We start from the raw sequence: 19,837 nt of genomic DNA, 5'->3' as shown, positions 1-19,837 counted from the left end.
TATTGTCAAATTTTGCTGATTAAATTTTAAATAATAAAGTTATATTAATCATAGATATAACCTTAAATTACTTTTATGAAAAAAAAAATACCCTTTAAAATTATTCTTTGTTTTAGTTTCTGGATTTTAATTTCCAGTACTGTATCATCTCAAGTAACCAAAGACATCCCTAACTACTTTCCAGTAAGCCCCAATGCGGCATCTTTTGCTAAGCAAGGGTTATTTCCCGTTGATTACTCTACTGGAAAGATAAATATAGGTATTCCGCTTTATACAATTAAAACAAACGGGATAACAGTACCTATAGATGTAAGTTATAATAGTGCAGGAATACAACTAGATGAACTAGCCTCTTGGGTAGGGCTTGGGTGGAATTTAAACGCTGGTGGTGCCGTTATAAGAAACGTTAAGGGAATTCCTGATAATAGTAATCCTGTCCCAAATATTGCAAATTTAGCATTTACTGATGCTAATTATAGAATTTTGTATAATCAATTCGACCCTTATAATTTTGGTACTATAGACACTGCATATGATGAATTTATCGTGAATGCTCCTGGTTTGTCTGGTACTTTTTATTTTGTAGATAATAAAGCTGTTTTTAGAGATTTACAAAATACTGTAGTTAAAACTTCTCTTAATAATAATCAATTGTTAACTAATACGCCCACATTAGAAATAACCAAAGACGACGGAACCGTCTATCGTTTCGGGCAAGGTCTTGATGATTATAACGCAACTGAAATTACTAACAATACCGATACAACCTATAAACCTGATTATGTCTCTACTTGGTATCTTACTGAGATTATACCTGCAAATAGTAAGAGCCCTAAAGACATTATATCGTTCAAATATAAGCCTGTAACCTATACAAGTGATTACCAAATTATTATTGGAGAGACATTGGTCGATAATAATATTAGTAACAATAATCCTCCTAAATTAAAATCTATTTACCCTGGAAGAACAAGCTCTAACAGACAATTCCTAACAGCTATAAATTTTAATAATGGAACAATTGAATTCACTTCTTCTCAAAACAGACAAGATTTAGCCGATGATTATAAACTAGATAAAATAAGCGTCTACAATGTATTAGGTATCTCAAAGAAATTAATACAAGATTATAGTTTTGTCTATGATTATTATAATAGATCTGGTGGTTCTACTACATCTTCTACTGCTTCTAATCCAGGAAATCCTAATGATTATTATGCAAGTAGAAATGCTAACAGCAGAAACAAATCATTAAAACTGACACAGATAAAAAATGAAGTTCTCAATGTCAAACACACCTTTGAGTATGAAACTACTCAATTACCACAAAGAGGAACAACACAAAAAGATTATTGGGGATATATCAATACAAACACAGGTAATTTGTCACCTCAGACACTATTGAATAGAAAATCAGAAATGGCTCCCCAAAACGTTACTCTTTCAGTAGGAAACGGTAATAGGTCTTCTAATGAAAACAAGATGAAATCTGGTGTTTTGCAAAAAATAACATATCCTGAAGGAGGCTACTCCATTTTTGAATATGAAGCGAATAGATATACAGAAAGTGTAACTATACCAACAATTACCAACCAAAATGCATATGCTACTGCCTTTGGATATAATAGTCCTAATTGTACAGTTCATTATGCTACCTCTACTTTTACACCTGTAAATTATGTTTCTGGTAGTGGTAAAATAACTATTTCTTTTATGGAAGCTACAGATGAGAATGGAGGTACTACAAATGTAACTTATGATTCTGAAACTTTTCAAAGACCATTACCTTTTACGAAAGGAGGAACTTTTTTTTATACAAGAGATTTTGGAAATTCAACCCATACTTTATCTGCTCAAGAATTTAGAACTGGTAATTTTGGTCCTTATCGATGTCCGATAACAAGTATCACGGCTTCTTGGCAAGAAGTCTCTCAGACTACAACTGCTCCTACAGTAAAATTAATTGGGGGATTACGTATAATGTCTATTAAAAATTATGATGGTGTAAATAGTACCCCTATAAGTACCAGGCAATATAGTTATGAAAAGGAGAATGTATTAGTTAGAGAAGGAAACGGAAGTTATGTTAGAGGTGTTTTTGCCGAAGATAGAAAGTCTGATGTGCTTCCAATATTTTCTACAACAGCTGTCTTCGACAATAACACAGGTGGATCGCCTGCTATTACTTACGGAAAGATTACTGAAACTGATATTGCTAATGATGGTAAAAAAAATGGTAAAACCGAATACTTTTATGAAAACATTCCTTTAAGCAGAATTTTTGATATAAAAGCGGGGAACTTACCTACAGTTTTTAAAAGTCCTTCTTTTAACATCAATTTATCTTATAACATATATCAACCTATGGAGTATCTTACCAATTTTGCTTTTTTTAATAATGAACTTTGGAATCATGGCTCTTTACTTGAAAAAAAAACTTATAAAACTGGCGATTTACCAAACACTTTTAAAATTATAAATAGTGTCGTAAATACGTATTCTATTTTAAAACAATCTACGCTTCCATATAATATTATTTTTAATAACTATCCATATCAGGTCAATCCTGGAGATGATTTAAGCTCATTTTATTTGCCTTATAAGCAACAAGGAGATTTTCATACTGGTCAGTTTTATTATGCTGTGGGGCAAACTTCATTAGGAAAAAAAGTGATGACTACTACTACAGAAACAGATTATGACAATAATGAAAAAGAGACTAATAAAAAAACAACTACTTATGGTTACGAAAACCCTCTACATTATCAAGTAACCAAAACAGAAACTACTAACAGTAAAAATGACGCTTTAAGAACACAGTTAAGTTATCCTCAGGATTTATTGACTACTGGACAAACTGTAGAAATGCAAAAATTAGTCACTCAAAATAAAATTGACAAACCTATTAAAACAGAAACCTTTGTCAATAACATACAAACATCTGAATCTATTACGAAATTTGAAGAAAGTAGTGCAACTGGAAACTTGTTATTGCCCAAAGAAATTCATTCTACTAAAGGTACTGTAGACACATTTCCTTTTAACGATGCCAATCGTAAAATCAACTTTAACCTATATGATACTGATATTGTTAATGGGGTAACCGTTGGAAATGGCAACGTATTGCAATATGCTATAGAAAACGGTACGCCAGTTTGTATCATTTGGGGGTATAATAAATCTCAGCCTATTGCCAAGATTGAGAACATTACTTACGCAAACATACCTACTGGTTTAATTACTGCTGCTCAAGATGCTTCGAATACAGGTACAGAAAGTGCTTTATTGGATGCTCTAGATAATTTACGCATTGCATTACCTGCTACTATGGTAACAACCTATACGTATATTCCGCTAGTTGGTGTAAGCACCATAACTGATCCTAAAGGATATAAAATGATTTATACTTACGATACTGCAAACAGATTACAGTTTGTAAAAGATGCACAAGGTAATTTACTCTCAGAAAACCAATATCGTTATAAAAACCAATAATCATGATAAAAACTTTATCCCAATATACTGCCGTTTTATTGTTTTTTATAACGGCTACTCTACATGCCCAAATACCTGCAACAATAAATAAATCCAATTATATGGTTACAGCTGCAACGGGTCCTGTAACTCTTATCGCTACACAAAGTATTATTCTTAGCCCTAATACACACATACAGGCTGGTAGTACGTTTGTGGCTAAAGTAAGTTCTGATGCTTATATATCACTTACACCAAGCAAAGAAAATTACATCTTTACCCGTACTTTTCAGGTACCAATGACTGATCCAACAGCAATTGTAAACAATAGCGATGTAATAGAGAACATCACTTATTTTGATGGATTAGGAAGGCCTATGCAAAGTATTGCTATAAAAGCATCTCCTACTAAACAAGATCTTGTAGTTCCGATACTATACGATGGTTTTGGAAGACAAGACAAAGAATATCTGCCTTATATGGAAAAGGATGGTCTTACTGCAGCTTTTAGAGATAATACTACTGCTATTAGCAGAGCCAATACGCATTATGGTACTTTTTATTCATCTGACTTTACTGGTGTTACTCCTAACCCATTTTCTCAAAAAGCCTTTGAAGATTCTCCGCTTAATCGGGTATTGCAACAAGCGGCTCCTGGTAAGGATTGGGCTATAGGCTCAGGTCATGAGATAAAACTAGATTACGTAGCTAATACGGATGCCGATGCGGTTAAGCTTTATGCAGTAAGTACTTCACTAGATGCAAATGGAGTTTATATTCCTACAGTTAATGTTAGTGTTGCTCCTTATGCAGCTAATCAGTTATACAAAACAATCACCAAAAATGAAAACTGGGTCACTGCCAATGGAACGGACAATACCACCGAAGAATTTAAAGATAAAGATGGTCGTGTTGTACTTAAAAGAACTTACAATAACGGAGCTCATGATACCTACTATGTATATGATAATTACGGTAACCTTACTTTGGTATTACCTCCTAAGGCTGAAGGAGTAATTACAGAGCCTACTTTGGGTAGTTTGTGTTACCAATACCGTTACGATGATCGCAATCGTCTAATCGAGAAAAAACTTCCGGGTAAGGAATGGGAATATATAGTATATGACAAACTCGATAGACCCATTCTTGCTCAGGATGCTAATTTAAAGGCAAGCAACAAATGGATGTTTACTAAATATGATGCTTTTAGCAGACCTGTTTATTCTGGGGAATATACAAATGCGATACAAAATACTAGAGCTGCTGTTCAGGCTCTTGCCAATGGTACTATTTTATTCGAGAGTAAACAAGCCGCTGCAATAAACATTGCAGGAACGAGTATAAACTATACCAATGTAGCTTTCCCGAATACTGGAATTGATTTATTGACTATTAGTTATTATGACGATTACAATTTTGACCTTGATGGTAGTTCTGCAACTACATCAACTAATGTGAAAGGTCTTGCTACAGGAAGTAAAATACGTGTACTAGGAACTACCAGCTGGACTACCAATGTAAATTACTATGATGCCAAAGGAAGACCAATTTATAGCTATAGCAAAAATAACTATTTAGGAACAGTAAGTACTTCGGCTAGTTTGCTTGATTTTGGAGGAAAACCTCTAGAAACAGTCACAACTCATAAAAAAGGAACTGCAGCAGAAATAAAGGTTGTAGATGCTTTTACTTATGATCATATGGGCAGATTGCTTAACCAAAAACAAACCATTAACAACCAAACTCCTGAACTTATTGCAACCAATAGTTATGATGATTTAGGCCAATTGGACAAGAAAAGTGTGGGTGGGAAAACAACTCAATCTCGATTACAAACTATATCTTATGGTTATAACGTTCGTGGATGGCTTAAAAACATCAATAATATTAATGCTATCGGAAGCAGTTTATTTGCTTTTCAGATTAATTATAGTGATAGCGCTACAGGAAAGCTATACAACGGAAACATTAGCCAGACTTTATGGAAAACAGCTAATACTGATTCTAGTTTAAAAAGTTATGTCTATACCTACGATGCTTTAAACAGGCTGACACTTGCCAATGATGTCTCGGTTATAAATCCTGGCAGATACAACGAAGGATTAGATTATGATAAGAACGGAAATATCATGAACTTAACGAGATTAGGACATAGGGATGTAAACGCTACTTCTTTTGGTAATATGGATATCCTGGCATATACTTATGATAGCGGAAATAAACTTATTAAGGTAGAAGATTCTTCTGGTAGTACCGAAGGATTTAAAAATGGAGTAGACATTCCTGAAGAATATGGTTATGATTTTAACGGAAACATGATAAATGATGCCAACAAAGGTATCTCGGCTATTGCTTATAATTATTTAAACTTACCTACAAAAATTACTTTCCCATCGGGAACTATCGATTATGTGTATGATGCCACTGGGGTGAAACAACGCAAAGTAGTAAGTACGGGTATTACTACCGATTATGCAGGTAGTTTTATTTATGAGAACAATATCCTGCAGTTTTTCTCTCAACCTGAGGGATATGTGAGTAATAATTCGGGAACTTTTGAGTATATTTACCAGTACAAAGACCATTTAGGGAATGTACGATTGAGTTATGATAAAAACCTGAGTATTGTAGAAGAAAACAACTACTACCCTTTTGGTCTCAAACAAAAAGGATATAATGGGGCGACTGTTGCTTTAGGGAATACTGTGGCACAAAAACTTAAGTATAATGGTAAAGAATTACAAGACGATAACATAAATGGCTTCCAGCTAAACTTTTATGACTATCATGCTAGAAATTATGACCCTGCGCTTGGTAGATGGATGAACATTGACCCATTGGCAGAAACATCAAGACGTTTTTCTCCCTTTACATATGCGCTTAATAATCCAGTCTTTTTTATTGACCCTGATGGAATGGAAGCGACAAATTCATATGAGCATAATAGCGGAAATGTAAATGGTAGGCACCAAACTTGGTCAGATAGACATCAAGGTACCTTTGCAAATGAAAATTACAAAGAAGCTAGTATGTTTGAAAACCCTGAGCTTCCTGAATCTAAAACCAGCCAGAAATCAATTGCTACTGCTTCAGATATAGAAGAAGTGGAAGATGATGAACAAGAAAAAGTAGAAAAAAACATATATGATTTATTTGAGCTAGTTTTAAATTCGAAAGTAGGGACTACAATCAATATTAATAACGCAATAAAAAATTCGGGCTTAGACCCTAATATCAAAGATGCTATAAATTCAATAAAATTAGTTTCCAAAAATAAGATATATGTAGATTGGAATAATGAAAAAAAAATAAACAATATTAGTTTCATAAACGTTAAAGATGGTCCAATAAACATTGTAAAAGTCTCTTTGCGAACTGGTCGAAAATTAGCAAATGGTGGTGATGGGTATTATAACGGTTATAAAATATCTGGTGGTTACTTACAAGTCGATACAGGTACGACATTTACCAAAGGAAATATCTACAATATTTCATTGTTAACTAAGGAAGGCTTTTTATGGGGTATTACTAGCGAAACCAAAACTAAAACAACTTTAACTAAAGATGGCTATGGATTATAAAATATTTAAAAAATTTATTTTTCAAATTATATTATATTTTTTAATAATTATATTTTTTAATTATCTTATTGATATGTTTTACATTAGAATGTTTACAAAAATTCATATTAAAAATCTAATACAAGTTAAAATATGCATATATTATTTGCTTACATTAATATATGTTTTTTATTTAATTAAAAATATTGTATTTTTTAATAAAAATGTAGAATACAAAATTAATTTTATTCTGTTTTTTTTAATCCAAATAATTATTCATTATTATTTTTTTAATTAAACCCTGATAGTGTGAAAATTCTTTTCATGCTCGTAACAAATGTTTTGACCACCCGATAGCATGGAAATTCTTTCCGTTCCCACAATAAATTATAATCAGAATCACATTAAAGCAACTCGTAATTGAGTTGCTTTTTTTAATATAAATTACACCTCATAGATGAACAATTTCTACTAAAAAACTAATCAAATTCCTCTAACTTTGTGCCTACAAATCAACTAAAATGATAATGTACCTGATTAGGTATTTATACAAAAATGGAAACAACTATTATTAAAAAAAACAAGAATTATTTTAGAAGAATTAGTATACTATTAATAATAGGCTTCACAGCGTTCATGCTCATAAAATTTTTGCAGCATCCCTCTGAGCACACTTATTTTTTACGTCCTACAACGAATTCAGTGATCGCATTTTCATCATTTGGTCTTTTAGTTTGCATTTTAGTCTTATATATAATTTTAAAGAATCTCTTCTTACGAAAAGATGCTTATCTTAAAATTGACGAAAAAGGTATATTTAATGGCTTCTTTTTATATCATACAAAATTTATCAAATGGGAGGAAATTAGCACGATAGAAACAATCAAATATAATCATAATCGTTATATAGCTATTTTTTTAAATAAAATATCAAACAATGAAAAAGGACTTAGTTCACTTATTTTTAAAATAAACAAACTACATATGGGAACACCTTATATAATATGTTCAGGTGATTTAGATTGCTCTTTTAAGGAATTAGAAGCATTAATTATGAAACATTATGACACGTATAAAGACAACACTTCAACTTAGTCACTTACACAAAACATCAGTATAAATAAGATTCTTTATAGATAAAAGAAACGACCTAATAATTGTTTTTCTTTTATCTACAAACTTCAACATCCTCATTCCATAAACAAACAATCAATTCTATCATGTGTGCTTAAAAGAAATTTAACTGCTCACACCCCACTTCTTGCTTTATAATACTCCCTACTTCCTATTTCTTAACCATTTATCTACAGGTTCAAGAACCGTGTTCACGATAGTAACTAAGAATGTACAAATTAATGCTTCGGCAAAATAACCTGAAGCCGCAATACAGCCAATAGCTGCACTACACCATATTGTAGCTGCCGAATTTAATCCATGTACATTTGGTCCTTCTCTAAAGATTACTCCTGCTCCCAGAAAACCAACTCCCATAACGACTTGGGCAGTAATACGAGTTACATCAATATTTGGTGCAGTTGCGGCAACTTTTATAGACAATAATACAAAAGCTGCTGCTCCTGTTGCGACCAGCATATTGGTTTTTAAGCCAGTTTCTTTATGATGCCATTGTCTCTCGAAACCTATAATTAACCCTGCAAAAAGGGCTATCACTAGTCGGGTTAAAAATTCTGTTGTAGTCAAAATAATTACTTTTTATGATTAAATTTTATACTTACATAATACTAAATTATAACTTCAAATAATAGTATTTAAATAGCATAAATTTAAGTAAATTAAACTTTTATATTATTCAAAATGTAATGCTTCGATTGGATCCAGTTTTGATGCTTTTAATGCTGGATAATATCCAAAGAAAATACCTGTAATAGCACAAACTAAAAACGAAAGTATAACCGAAGATTCAGAAATTAAAGTAGGCCAATGCAGGAAATATTGAATCAGTTCTGATGTAACTATTCCTAAAACAATTCCTATCAATCCTCCTGTTAAACTAATTAATATTGCCTCTACCAAAAATTGCAATAAGATATCTCTTCCGTTTGCCCCGATAGACATTCGTAATCCTATTTCTTTGGTTCGCTCTGTAACCGAAACATACATAATATTCATGATTCCGATTCCTCCAATTAAAAGAGAAATCCCTGAAATTGCAGTTAGCAATACCGTTAGTAATTGACTTGTAGAACTAAAAGTATTGATTAATTCAGCCTGTGTTCGTACCGAAAAATCGTCCTCATCTTTTGCTTTTAATCGATGTGTCGTACGCATTATCTGCTCTATTTCGTCTGTAGCAAATTGTGTTTGACTTTCATCGGCTGTAGATGCGTAAATGTTTTGCAAATAAATAGAGTTTGTTATTCTTTTTTGCACTGTCGTAAAAGGAGAAATGATAATATCATCCTGATCTTGTCCAAATGCATTTTCTCCCTTAGACTCTAATACGCCAATAATCTTGAATGGAATTTTGTTAAACCTGATTACCTGCCCTATTGGGTTTGCTCCATAAAGAAAAATATTATCCACAACTGTTTGCCCAATAAGACAAACTTTATTAGCAGTATGAATATCTGATTCTCTAAAAACAATACCTTCTTTTAGAGGCCAATCTCTAATTTTTAGATAATCGATACTAACTCCTTGCATTGTTGTTGGCCAGTTAAGAGAACCATTAATAGCTTGTCCTTTACTAGATACTGCTGGAGAAATTGCATTTAAATATTTTGATTCTTTTTTTAATGCATCAACGTCGCTAAGAGTTAGCGTTTGTACACTAGATATATCCAAACGTGCTCCTGCCGTAACATTACTGTTTGGTCGAATCGTAATCATATTTGATCCCATACTCGATAATTGATCCTGAATACTTTTTTTAGAACCTTGCCCAATTGCGACCATTGCAATTACAGAAGCTACCCCAATAATAATTCCTAACATAGTTAATAATGCTCGAAGCTTATTGCGTCGTAAAGCTTTTAGGGCTATTAGAAAAAGATTAGCTATTTTCATATTTATAATCTTCATCTACACGAAAATCTGCTAACATTTGTTTTGCCGATTTTATGTTTTGGTTATTAAAATCTTTAATTATTCTTCCGTCCCGAAGTGTAACTGTTCTGTTGCTAAAAGCAGCGATATCTGGCTCGTGAGTGACAAAAATTATTGTTTTACCCTGAGTATTTAGTTCCTGAATTAAAGCCATAATTTCATAGGAAGTTCTAGTGTCAAGGTTTCCAGTGGCTTCGTCAGCAAGAATCATAACTGGATCATTTACTAATGCTCTCGCAATTGCTACACGCTGTTGTTGTCCTCCCGAAAGTTGATTGGGAAAATGGTCTAATCTATCGGCTAATTTCACAGCTTCTAGTGCATGAATGGCTTTTTCTCTTCTTTCTTTTGTAGATACGCTAGGATTGTATAATAAAGGAAGTTCTACGTTTTCTATAGCCGAAGTACGTGCCAAAAGATTATAGGATTGAAAAATAAAACCAATCTTGGTATTCCGCAATGCTGCCAACTCATTCTTAGATAATGATTTCACGTTTACTTGATCTAATAAATAATTTCCATCGGTAGGTTTATCCAAACAGCCTAAAATATTAAGCAACGTAGTTTTTCCAGAACCACTACTTCCCATAATAGTTAGGAACTCGCCCTCCATGACATCAAAAGAAATTCCTTTTAAGGCTCGTACTGTTTCAGATCCCATTGTAAACTCTCTTGTCAGGTCTTGTATTTCCAGAATCTTTTTCCCCATCATACTTTATTTTATCTTCTCGAATACTATTGTTTTTTCCCTGATCCGCCACCGCCGCGTTTTGGTATAAACGGACTTGAATCAGCTCCTTTAGAATTCTTGGATTGTTTTAAGGAATTTACTCCTGTAATTATCTCATCCTCTGCTGTTATTCCTTTAACTATTTGCACATTAACATCATCGTCTAAACCTATTCTTATATGCTTTGGTATTAGCGAATCTCCTACTTTTTTCCATACAATAGCTTTCTTATGATCTACACTATCTTTTTGAGATTTACTATCCGATAAAGCATTGTTTGATTTATTCTTATAATTGTCTCGACTACTTTTATTTTTACCATTATTTCCTAAAAATACTTTCCTAATTTTAAATTGCTTTCCTAATGTCGAATCAGGTTGAAAAGCAATTGCTTTCGCTGAAATTAGCAAGACATTTTTAACCTCTTTGGTGTAAATTATAATATTAGCTGTCATTCCTGGTTTTAGCTTTAAATTATCATTGGATGCATTAATAATAGTTGTATATGTAACCACATTAGATGAAATAGTAGGTTGCAAACGCACTTCGATTACTGTTCCTTTAAAAACATCATCAGGAAACGCGTCGACAGTAAAACTCGCACTCTCTCCTACTTTTACATTCCCAACATCAGCCTCATCTACAGATGCCTGAACTTGCATTTTTGTGAGATCTTTGGCGATACTAAACAATGTTGGTGTATTTAAACTTGCAGCTACAGTTTGTCCTTCACTAACTTTTCTGGATAAAACGGTACCATCAATTGGTGAAAATATATTGGTAAACGAAAGATTTTTTTGCACTGACTTTAATTGTGCGGCAACGCTATTTACATTATCTCTTGCTACTTCGTATTGATTTTTTGCAGTTTCAAAATCGGCTTTACTAATTCCTCCGGCTTTATATAATTCTGTTTGTCTAGTATAATTAGATAATTGGTAGCTTAGATTGCTCTTTGCTAATTGCAAATTAGCAGCAGTTTGCTCAACTTGTGCCAGAAATAATGATTGATCTATTTGCGCAAGTAATTGCCCTTTTTTTACAACCGTATTAAAATCTACAAATACCTTTTGTATTGTGCCTGATACCTGCGTTCCTACAGCAACAGTATCTACTGGCTGAATTTTTCCTGTTGCGGTTACACTAGTTGCTACATCACCATAATGAGGTTTTTCTGTTATCAGTTCTACCGTATTATTATCTTTATGAAAGATAAAGTACCCGATGCAACCTATAAGTAATAATCCGATAATAACGATGATTATTAATTTACTTTTTTTCATTTTGCTCCTTTTATAGTTTGATTGGATCTCCTTTATAGAAATCATATATTTTTAGACTTACTACTGCATTAAATTTTGATTGTATAAAATTTTGAAATGCCTGAACATATAAATTCTTCTCCAAAAGATAATCGACAGTACTAATTCCCCCTAACCTTAATTGTTCATTTGCAATACGATAGTTTTCGGTATTAGCATCCAGTTGTTCTTGTGCAGCAGCAAACTGAGATTGTGCATTGAGTACATTTATATAGGCTTGTTCTACTTTTTGCGAAAGCAACGTTTCTGTATTAGTAAGATTGAGCTTAGATTGATCTAGTGCAATCTTAGATTTTTCGACACTCGTTTTTGCTATTCGATTATTAAACACAGGAATAGACAACGAAAGTCCTGCCCGTTGATAAAAATTATTATCTAATTGACTTGCAAATGCGGTACTTTGGTTATCCGAATATCCAGAAGCTAATGTTCCGCTTGCGCTAAGAGTTGGCTTAAAACTAGCTTTAGATTTTAATAACTCTAAGTCGGCTGCTTCTTTATCTAATTGACTACTTTTTATTTCAGGTCTTTGTTCTAATGCAATTTTCTGAGCATCTTCTAAATTTATCACGGGCAAAGTCGTAACCAAAGTTTCTGGTTTCTGAATATTTAAATTATATCCTGACGGAAGTTGCAATAGCTGTTTTAATGTCAATACATTTTGACGTTCATTATTTTGTGAAGCAACTAAATTATAATTGTCTGTAGCTAATTGAGCCTTTAATAAAACAAAATCTTTCTTGGCAATACTTCCTGCATTGTATTTTAATTCACCTAATTTAAGTTGAGCTTTCGAAGTTTCTACAATTTCGCTTAAATAAACACTATTCTCTTTCGCCAAAAGAATTGTTAAATAAGCTTGCGTGATAAGTACAGTAACATCATTCTCGGCAGCATCGGAATTAAATTGTGCCGATTTTATAAATAATTCTTTCTGTTTAACATCATTATTTAAATATCCTCCATTGTATAAAACCATCGAAGAACCAAGAGAATAATTACCTGCAAAACTAGATTGAGTTTGAAAACCTCCTACTACTAAATCTGCATTTTTTGCATTAGTATACGTTTGCGATGCACTACCCAAAAGATTTGGGAGCTTCGCCGCTTTTGATAACAATAAATCTTGTTCTGTAGATTTTGTTGTTAAACGTAACGTATTAATTTGAATGTTTTTTTGCTTAGAATAAGCAATACATTGTTCAAGATTCCATACTACAGGCAATTGATTAGCTTCAATCGTTTGTGCATAAATAGACACGGAATGAATAATCAAAATCGCCATTAAAGTATTTATCATAAATGACCTCATACTTGTAATTAATTTAAATTAAGAAATATAAATTGTAACCTGAGTCCTAGATAATAAAAATTTGCTTTGAGCGTAATATGGATTTGACTAAAAAAGGGAGATTTGGTACATTATTCATAGTAACTTTGTTCAAAACGAATAATCATATCAAATATAACGATTATTTTAACACTTTTATCGAAGCAAAATCATTTTAATCATAAATAAAATATAAATTAATTCAGCAGAAAATTCCATAAAACTATTTTAAACCATATAAGTTATTTATGAAAATATAAGTTTCTAAACACTTCTCTTAAATGAACTTACATACTTATATGCTTACCACTTTAAAACTAACAAAAAACAAACTTTCGATTTAATTTATATTATCAAACTAAATAACTTAGAACAATTATTCTACTGAAAACCAATGATTAATAGGTTTCATTTCAAAAACTTTTCTATGTTCTATTTTATAATTTGAAACCAAATAGTAAAACTAACGATACTTCCTATGCTTTTTTATCATGACTTTATAAAACTTATGTTTAACAATTTCCGCAGATATAATATAAGTTGCAATCAATAAGAACATCCATATATAGATCATAAATGGCAATTTGACAAAATCAAACCATGTCGATAATGGTGTAAATGGCAATACAAGTACAAACAAGACTATTATTGCAGTTGCTATAGATAAATACTTTCCCGGTAAGCTCTTAAAGAATGGTAATCTGGTTCGTACCACAAGCACTATTAATGTTGCCGAAATTACTGACTCTATAAACCAGGCCGTTTGAAACTCTTTTTCCTTAGCATGAAAAACAAACAATAGAATCCCAAACATCAAGAAGTCAAATACGGAGCTTAACAACCCAAAAACAATCATGAATTTCCTGATAAAAGAAATATCCCAACGCTGCGGCTCTTGTATATTAAGATCATCAACACGGTCGGTTGCAATTGCCATTTCGGGAAAATCGGTTAACAAATTTGTCAATAAAATTTGTTTGGGTAATAATGGCAAAAACGGAAGAAATAATGAGGCACCAGCCATACTGAACATATTTCCAAAATTGGCGCTTGTTGCCATAAAAATATATTTCATTGTATTGGTAAACGTTTTTCGTCCTTCGACTATACCATTTGTTAAAACTCCCAAATCCTGACTCAATAATACAATGTCTGCAGCTTCCTTAGCAACATCTACAGCCGTATCTACAGATATACCCACATCTGCAGTATGCAAAGCTGGAGCATCGTTAATACCATCGCCCATAAATCCTACTACATTTCCACCACTTTTTAATATAGAAATAATACGTTCTTTTTGATTGGGTTCTACTTCTGCAAAAATATCCGTGTGTAATGCCTGATGCATCAATGCTGCTTTGGTCATTTTTTGTAATTCGGCACCAGTAAGTATTTTTGGGTCTTTAATACCTACTTGTAAGGCTAAACTTTTTGCTACAAGCGCATTATCTCCAGTAATAATTTTAAGCTTTACTCCCAGCGTATTTAATTTACCTATTATTTCCTCTACATTAGCTTTTGGAGGATCAAACAAGGTAATGAATCCCAAGAAAACCATTTCTTTTTCATCATCACGTGTAAAATCTCCTGTACCTGTAACTGATTTATAAGCTACGCCCAAAGTTCTAAAACCTGCCTCGCTTAATTCTTGATATTGCATTAATATAAATGCTTTAGAATCTGATATATCCGAGAGTTTTCCATCAGAAACTTCGGCATGCGTACATATCGATACTATAGAGTTTAAAGCACCTTTGGTAATAGCCAAATTTCCTTTATCTCCTTTTACCACAATTGTTAAACGCTTGCGAATAAAATCATACGGAATCTCTGATTGTGCCGTAAATGTATTCGTTGTTTCTTTATAAGATAAACATATTGCTTCGTCTATAGGATTACGAAATCCTTGTTGCATAGAAGCATTTAGCCAAGCGTATTGCAATACTTTATCATTGTGTTTTCCTTCGATATCCAGCGTATCTTTTAAGTTTACTTTGCCTTGAGTTATTGTACCTGTTTTATCGGAACAAAGAATATTCATGCTTCCGATATTTTCTATAGACGAAAGGCGTTTTACAATAACCTGTAATTTTGCCATTCTTTTTGCTCCTGTCGAAAGATTCACACTTATAATTGCAGGAAGCAACTGAGGCGTTAATCCTACTGCAAGTGCTAAGGAGAATAAGAATGAATCAAGAATAGGTTTATGCAAAAACACATTTACACCAAAAATGATGATTACAAGTATAAGCGTAACTTCCATTAACAAATATCCAAATTTGCGTATTCCGAGTTCAAAATCGGTTTCAGGAGGTCTTAACTGAAGATTAGTAGATATTTTTCCGAACTCCGTTTGCTTGGCTGTTGCCATAACAAGTGCAGTTGCTTTTCCGCTTATAACACTTGCTCCCATAAACAACGTATTACTTCTTTTAGAAAGCACTGTATTTGCAGGCAGTGGTTCACCATTACTTTTTTCTACAGGAAAAGTTTCTCCTGTAAAAGCAGCTTCGTCAACAAATAGTTCTTTGGAATCCAGAATAAGACAATCCCCAGGAATAATATCTCCCGCTGATAAAGTTACCACGTCTCCCGGAACAACTTCTTCTACAGCAACTTCTTTTGATGTTCCGTTTCGTACAACTCTACATTTTAGCCGAACCATTTTTAATAATTCTTTTACAGCGTTGGCCGCTCCTTTTTCCTGCCAAAAACCAAGAAGACTACTTAATAATATAATACAGAGAATAATCAAGGTGTCTGATATATCTCCTAAACCTGCAGATAATATGGCAGCAACAATAAGTAATAAGGTTATTGGACTTTTAAACTGTGAAAGAAACAGTATAAACATCGAAGTATTAGAATTGTTTTTTAATGTATTAGGTCCAAATTGCTTGAGCCTTCGTGCAACCTCTGAATCATTTAACCCATCCGGGCTTGCTTCTAACTTACGATAAGCATCATCAATACTTAAACTCCAAAAACTATTTTCAACATCAGCCTTGCTTTCCATAAATCACATATTAATGGTTTACATAAAGGTAATCAATAACTTATAAAAATTTTAAATTAATTTGTTACCTTTTTAAGATACTAAGATTCTAAGGCACTAAGGTTCTGAGGTACAAAGAAGCAAAGACATAACTACATTATAACCCAATCTTATACCCTTATAAAGATTAGAGAGAAACTTTGTGACCTTTGCGTAAATCTTTGCGCACTTTGCTGTAAAAAATCTTTGTGGCAAAAAATCTTTGCGGTTAAGTAAACTATAAATTTAAATTATCAACCAAGATTTGATATTTTCTTCCAATAGGTAAAACCTCACCATTACTCATAGTTAAAGTTCTGGAAGTTAGTGCTTGTATAGCTTTTGTATTTACAATAAATGACCTATGAATTTGTATAAAATTTACGCTATCAATATCTGTAGCAATACTAGAAAGTGAACCATATATTATAATAGGTATATCTAGCTTGTTACTAAATAGTTTCATGTAGTTACCTAAACTTTCAATATAAATGATATCCTTTAACAAAATATCTGTCATCTGACCGTTTACACGATAAGAAAGTACATCCTTAACACTAGTATCATTCTTATTTTTTTTACCCAAAAAATACGCTTTTGCTTTGGTAATTGCTTTTGCAAATTTTTCTATAGAGATAGGCTTGAGTAAATAATCTATAGCATCATTTTCATAAGCCGAAAGGGCAAAGTCAGAATAAGCTGTTGTTACAATTGTAAGCGGACGATTGGGCTGAAGTTCCATTAACTCTACTCCTGATATAACTGGCATATTAATATCCAGAAAAATAATATCGTACGTGTTTTCGTTGAGCATTTTTAGAGCTTCCATACCACTAAATGCACTACCAGAATGCTCTAAATCCTCATATTTTGCAATATGCGAAGCTAGCGCTTTGTGAGCAGGAGTCTCATCATCTATTATAAGGCAGCGGTAGGTAAATCCCATATATTTAATTTTATACTGAATAAATCATCCTCTTTATTACATTTAAGCTCATGTTTTAATCCATAAACTTCAAGACGTCTTTTAAGATTTTCAATCCCTATTCCGGTACTTGAAAGTCTGGAACCATCTACCAAAAAATTATTCTTTATCGAAAAGGATAAATTTCGTCCCTTTACAATTACATCCAGAATAATGTAAGGCGATGCCGTTTCTCCCGAAAATTTAACTGCATTTTCTACCAATGGCAAAAAGAACAATGGCGATATTTCGATTCCTTCAAAATGGCCTTCATAATTTTGAGAAATCAAAAGACGTTCATTCCTAAAAGTATAATACTCTACATATTTTTTAATAAACTCTACTTCTTCTACAAGCAATACAAAATCTTTTTTGGTTGCTTCTATCTGATACCGAAGCATATCTGATAAATTTAAAATTCTATCCGGAAGTCTTTCTGGGGCAACCAATGCTTCTCCATAAAGATTATTCATTGCGTTAAGCAGAAAATGAGGATTTAATTGCTGTTTAAGAAAGGAAAGTTCCGATTCATAATTAATAATATCCTTACTCGTTTGCGAGATTTTATCAACAATCCATAAATGCAGAAAATAGATTCCTGTACCATTACAAACTAATGAAAATACAGATAATGTTTTAAGTCTTCCTAAATCAGCATATAAAAAATACCACGACATCAGGAAGTAAAAACAAATCCAATAGATAATAAAAAGGACAGTAAAGGTTTTATACTTCTTTTCGAAAAATAACATTTTAATTAAAAAAATATTACTGATTAATACCCCAAAATACATTGGTAAATAGCCTAAACATATTTTCTTAAAAAGGTAAAACCAGTCTACTTCAATACTAAACTCATCATATACACAAGCCAAAATAATCCCTACAACAAGAATATTTATTATGATGTTTCGTAGAAAAAAGTTTTGATAAATTTTAAAAAATTTCATGTGTGCAAAATTAGCTTAATATTTAATTTATAACCTTTTATAATGCTAAAATTATACAAACGCCATTGGTATAAATCATACGCCATTAGTATAATTGTTCTATTATAATAAGTAGCTACAAACTACATTTGCTTCCGATTTTTACTAGCTACATCAAGGCAATTACGTTTTTTATACCAAACTCATGAAAACAATTATTTATTTTATTCTACTAGCTTTAACTTCTTTACATGTTATAGGTCAGGAAGATAATAAAACAATGAAAGGCTTTGTTAGAGCCGTAAAGGAAAATTTTCCTATTACCAGAACTTTCGATTTGCAATATGACCAATTCGGATCTACGAACTATGATGCTAAACTCTTTGGGCAAGACCTGGAAAAAGGAAGATTTGACAGCCATAATAGATTAAAACTAGCTGTAAATTTGCCCTTATATAAATCGCAAACACAACGATTTATTATAACAAGTACATTTAACTATAAATATGAATCTTACGGATTTGGCGATGTTTATAATTTTGACTCTAATATAACCCATACTCGACCTACACAAGATTTTCACTATCTCGCTGGAGCATTAAGCGCAACCTATGTTTCATCACTTTTTAAGAAACCCATCATTTACAACACAACCGTAATTGTCGATGGAAATCAAGAAAACGTACAACGAATTAAGGGTTTTGTTACTGCAAGTTTAGTCATCAAAAAAACACCTAATACGACTATTACGATTGGGCTTTTAGCAATTGCAGATCCATCATCAATAGTTCCTATTGCTCCTTTATTTAGCTATAATCACCACTTCTTAGATTCTAAATGGGAGATTAATGTAATTCTGCCTAAGAGTATTCTTTTCAGAAGAAGTTTGCTAGAAAACGGACGTATTTCATTTGGGACAGAGTTTGATTCGGAAAATTTCTATCTGAATCTAAAAACCCCGCAGTTAAACGGAATCTATGAAGTAAACTCTCTCGAATTAAAATCTGGCGTAACCTACGAATATCATATTGACAGAAAAATTATAGGCACATTTAAAGCCGGAATAAACAATGTTTTAAGCACTCGTGTTACCGAAAGAGGCGAACGAACCGACAAATATATTTATGACAACAAACAAGATCCTCAAGGCTATTTTAGATTTGGTATATCTTACAATCCATTTTAAAAAAGAGAAATCATGATTGAAATTTTTAAAACAAACGTTCAAAACGAAACTGAAACAACTGTAATTATAAAAAGTATTCAAGACTATTTTCAGGACCATAAAATTAATTTTGACTTAGAAGATTGTGATAAAATACTACGAATTGAAGCCAATGAAATAGAATCAAATAAAATTATAGAACTACTTAATATCCTTAGCTTTGATTGTGTTAAATTAGATTGATTTTTTTTTAAGGTTCTGAG

General features: G+C 32.3%; 13 protein-coding genes. 5 read left to right on the top strand and 8 right to left on the bottom strand.

What is annotated here, in order from left to right; genetic code table 11:
- Positions 1 to 75: 75 nt before the first annotated feature.
- From AC3IPI_RS16715 to AC3IPI_RS16705, 3 genes are all read left to right on the top strand, one after another.
- A complete protein-coding gene (locus AC3IPI_RS16715; protein ID WP_489154240.1) occupies positions 76 to 3,495 on the top strand; it encodes an RHS repeat domain-containing protein in 3,420 nt (1,139 codons plus the stop codon).
- 2 nt (positions 3,496 to 3,497) lie between these two features.
- On the top strand, positions 3,498 to 7,055 hold the full coding sequence (locus AC3IPI_RS16710) for a DUF6443 domain-containing protein (RefSeq protein WP_489154238.1): 3,558 nt from the start codon (positions 3,498 to 3,500) through the stop codon (positions 7,053 to 7,055).
- A gap of 534 nt (positions 7,056 to 7,589) precedes the next feature.
- On the top strand, positions 7,590 to 8,129 hold the full coding sequence (locus AC3IPI_RS16705) for an STM3941 family protein (protein ID WP_489154236.1): 540 nt from the start codon (positions 7,590 to 7,592) through the stop codon (positions 8,127 to 8,129).
- Between the two features lie 183 nt (positions 8,130 to 8,312).
- On the opposite strand, the gene AC3IPI_RS16700 is transcribed toward AC3IPI_RS16705, so the two are convergent.
- The 8 genes from AC3IPI_RS16700 to AC3IPI_RS16665 form a co-directional block, all read right to left on the bottom strand.
- Positions 8,313 to 8,735, bottom strand: coding sequence for an MgtC/SapB family protein (locus AC3IPI_RS16700; RefSeq protein ID WP_039114409.1), 423 nt, complete (start codon positions 8,733 to 8,735; stop codon positions 8,313 to 8,315).
- A 105-nt stretch (positions 8,736 to 8,840) separates the two neighbouring features.
- Complete coding sequence (locus AC3IPI_RS16695) at positions 8,841 to 10,061, bottom strand: ABC transporter permease (RefSeq protein WP_489154234.1); 1,221 nt, start codon at positions 10,059 to 10,061, stop codon at positions 8,841 to 8,843.
- Positions 10,048 to 10,809: an ABC transporter ATP-binding protein gene (locus AC3IPI_RS16690; RefSeq protein WP_489159241.1), complete on the bottom strand. Its 762-nt coding sequence runs from the start codon at positions 10,807 to 10,809 to the stop codon at positions 10,048 to 10,050. Before AC3IPI_RS16690 ends, AC3IPI_RS16695 begins: the two co-directional genes overlap by 14 nt.
- Before the next feature lie 26 nt (positions 10,810 to 10,835).
- On the bottom strand, positions 10,836 to 12,113 hold the full coding sequence (locus AC3IPI_RS16685; RefSeq protein ID WP_489154232.1) for an efflux RND transporter periplasmic adaptor subunit: 1,278 nt from the start codon (positions 12,111 to 12,113) through the stop codon (positions 10,836 to 10,838).
- A 10-nt stretch (positions 12,114 to 12,123) separates the two neighbouring features.
- Positions 12,124 to 13,452 carry a TolC family protein gene (locus AC3IPI_RS16680; RefSeq protein WP_489154230.1) on the bottom strand — a complete coding sequence of 443 codons (1,329 nt, stop codon included), beginning with the start codon at positions 13,450 to 13,452 and terminating at the stop codon, positions 12,124 to 12,126.
- Positions 13,453 to 13,945: 493 nt separating this feature from the next.
- Positions 13,946 to 16,498 carry a magnesium-translocating P-type ATPase gene (gene mgtA, locus AC3IPI_RS16675; protein ID WP_489154228.1) on the bottom strand — a complete coding sequence of 851 codons (2,553 nt, stop codon included), beginning with the start codon at positions 16,496 to 16,498 and terminating at the stop codon, positions 13,946 to 13,948.
- A 256-nt stretch (positions 16,499 to 16,754) separates the two neighbouring features.
- The gene (locus tag AC3IPI_RS16670) at positions 16,755 to 17,462 is read right to left on the bottom strand and encodes a LytR/AlgR family response regulator transcription factor (protein ID WP_489154226.1); all 708 of its coding nucleotides are present in this window, start codon (positions 17,460 to 17,462) and stop codon (positions 16,755 to 16,757) included.
- Positions 17,435 to 18,430: a sensor histidine kinase gene (locus AC3IPI_RS16665; RefSeq protein ID WP_489154224.1), complete on the bottom strand. Its 996-nt coding sequence runs from the start codon at positions 18,428 to 18,430 to the stop codon at positions 17,435 to 17,437. Before AC3IPI_RS16665 ends, AC3IPI_RS16670 begins: the two co-directional genes overlap by 28 nt.
- Before the next feature lie 184 nt (positions 18,431 to 18,614).
- Between AC3IPI_RS16665 and AC3IPI_RS16660 the strand changes: the two genes are divergently transcribed.
- A complete protein-coding gene (locus tag AC3IPI_RS16660) occupies positions 18,615 to 19,595 on the top strand; it encodes a hypothetical protein (protein WP_489154222.1) in 981 nt (326 codons plus the stop codon).
- A 12-nt stretch (positions 19,596 to 19,607) separates the two neighbouring features.
- Entirely contained in the window at positions 19,608 to 19,817 is a 210-nt protein-coding gene (locus AC3IPI_RS16655) for a hypothetical protein (RefSeq protein ID WP_039118520.1), read from the top strand.
- The last annotated feature ends 20 nt before the right edge of the window (positions 19,818 to 19,837 follow it).

This window comes from Flavobacterium sp. GL_143, from assembly GCF_057834355.1.
This window is presented reverse-complemented; position numbering and strand designations above follow the sequence as displayed.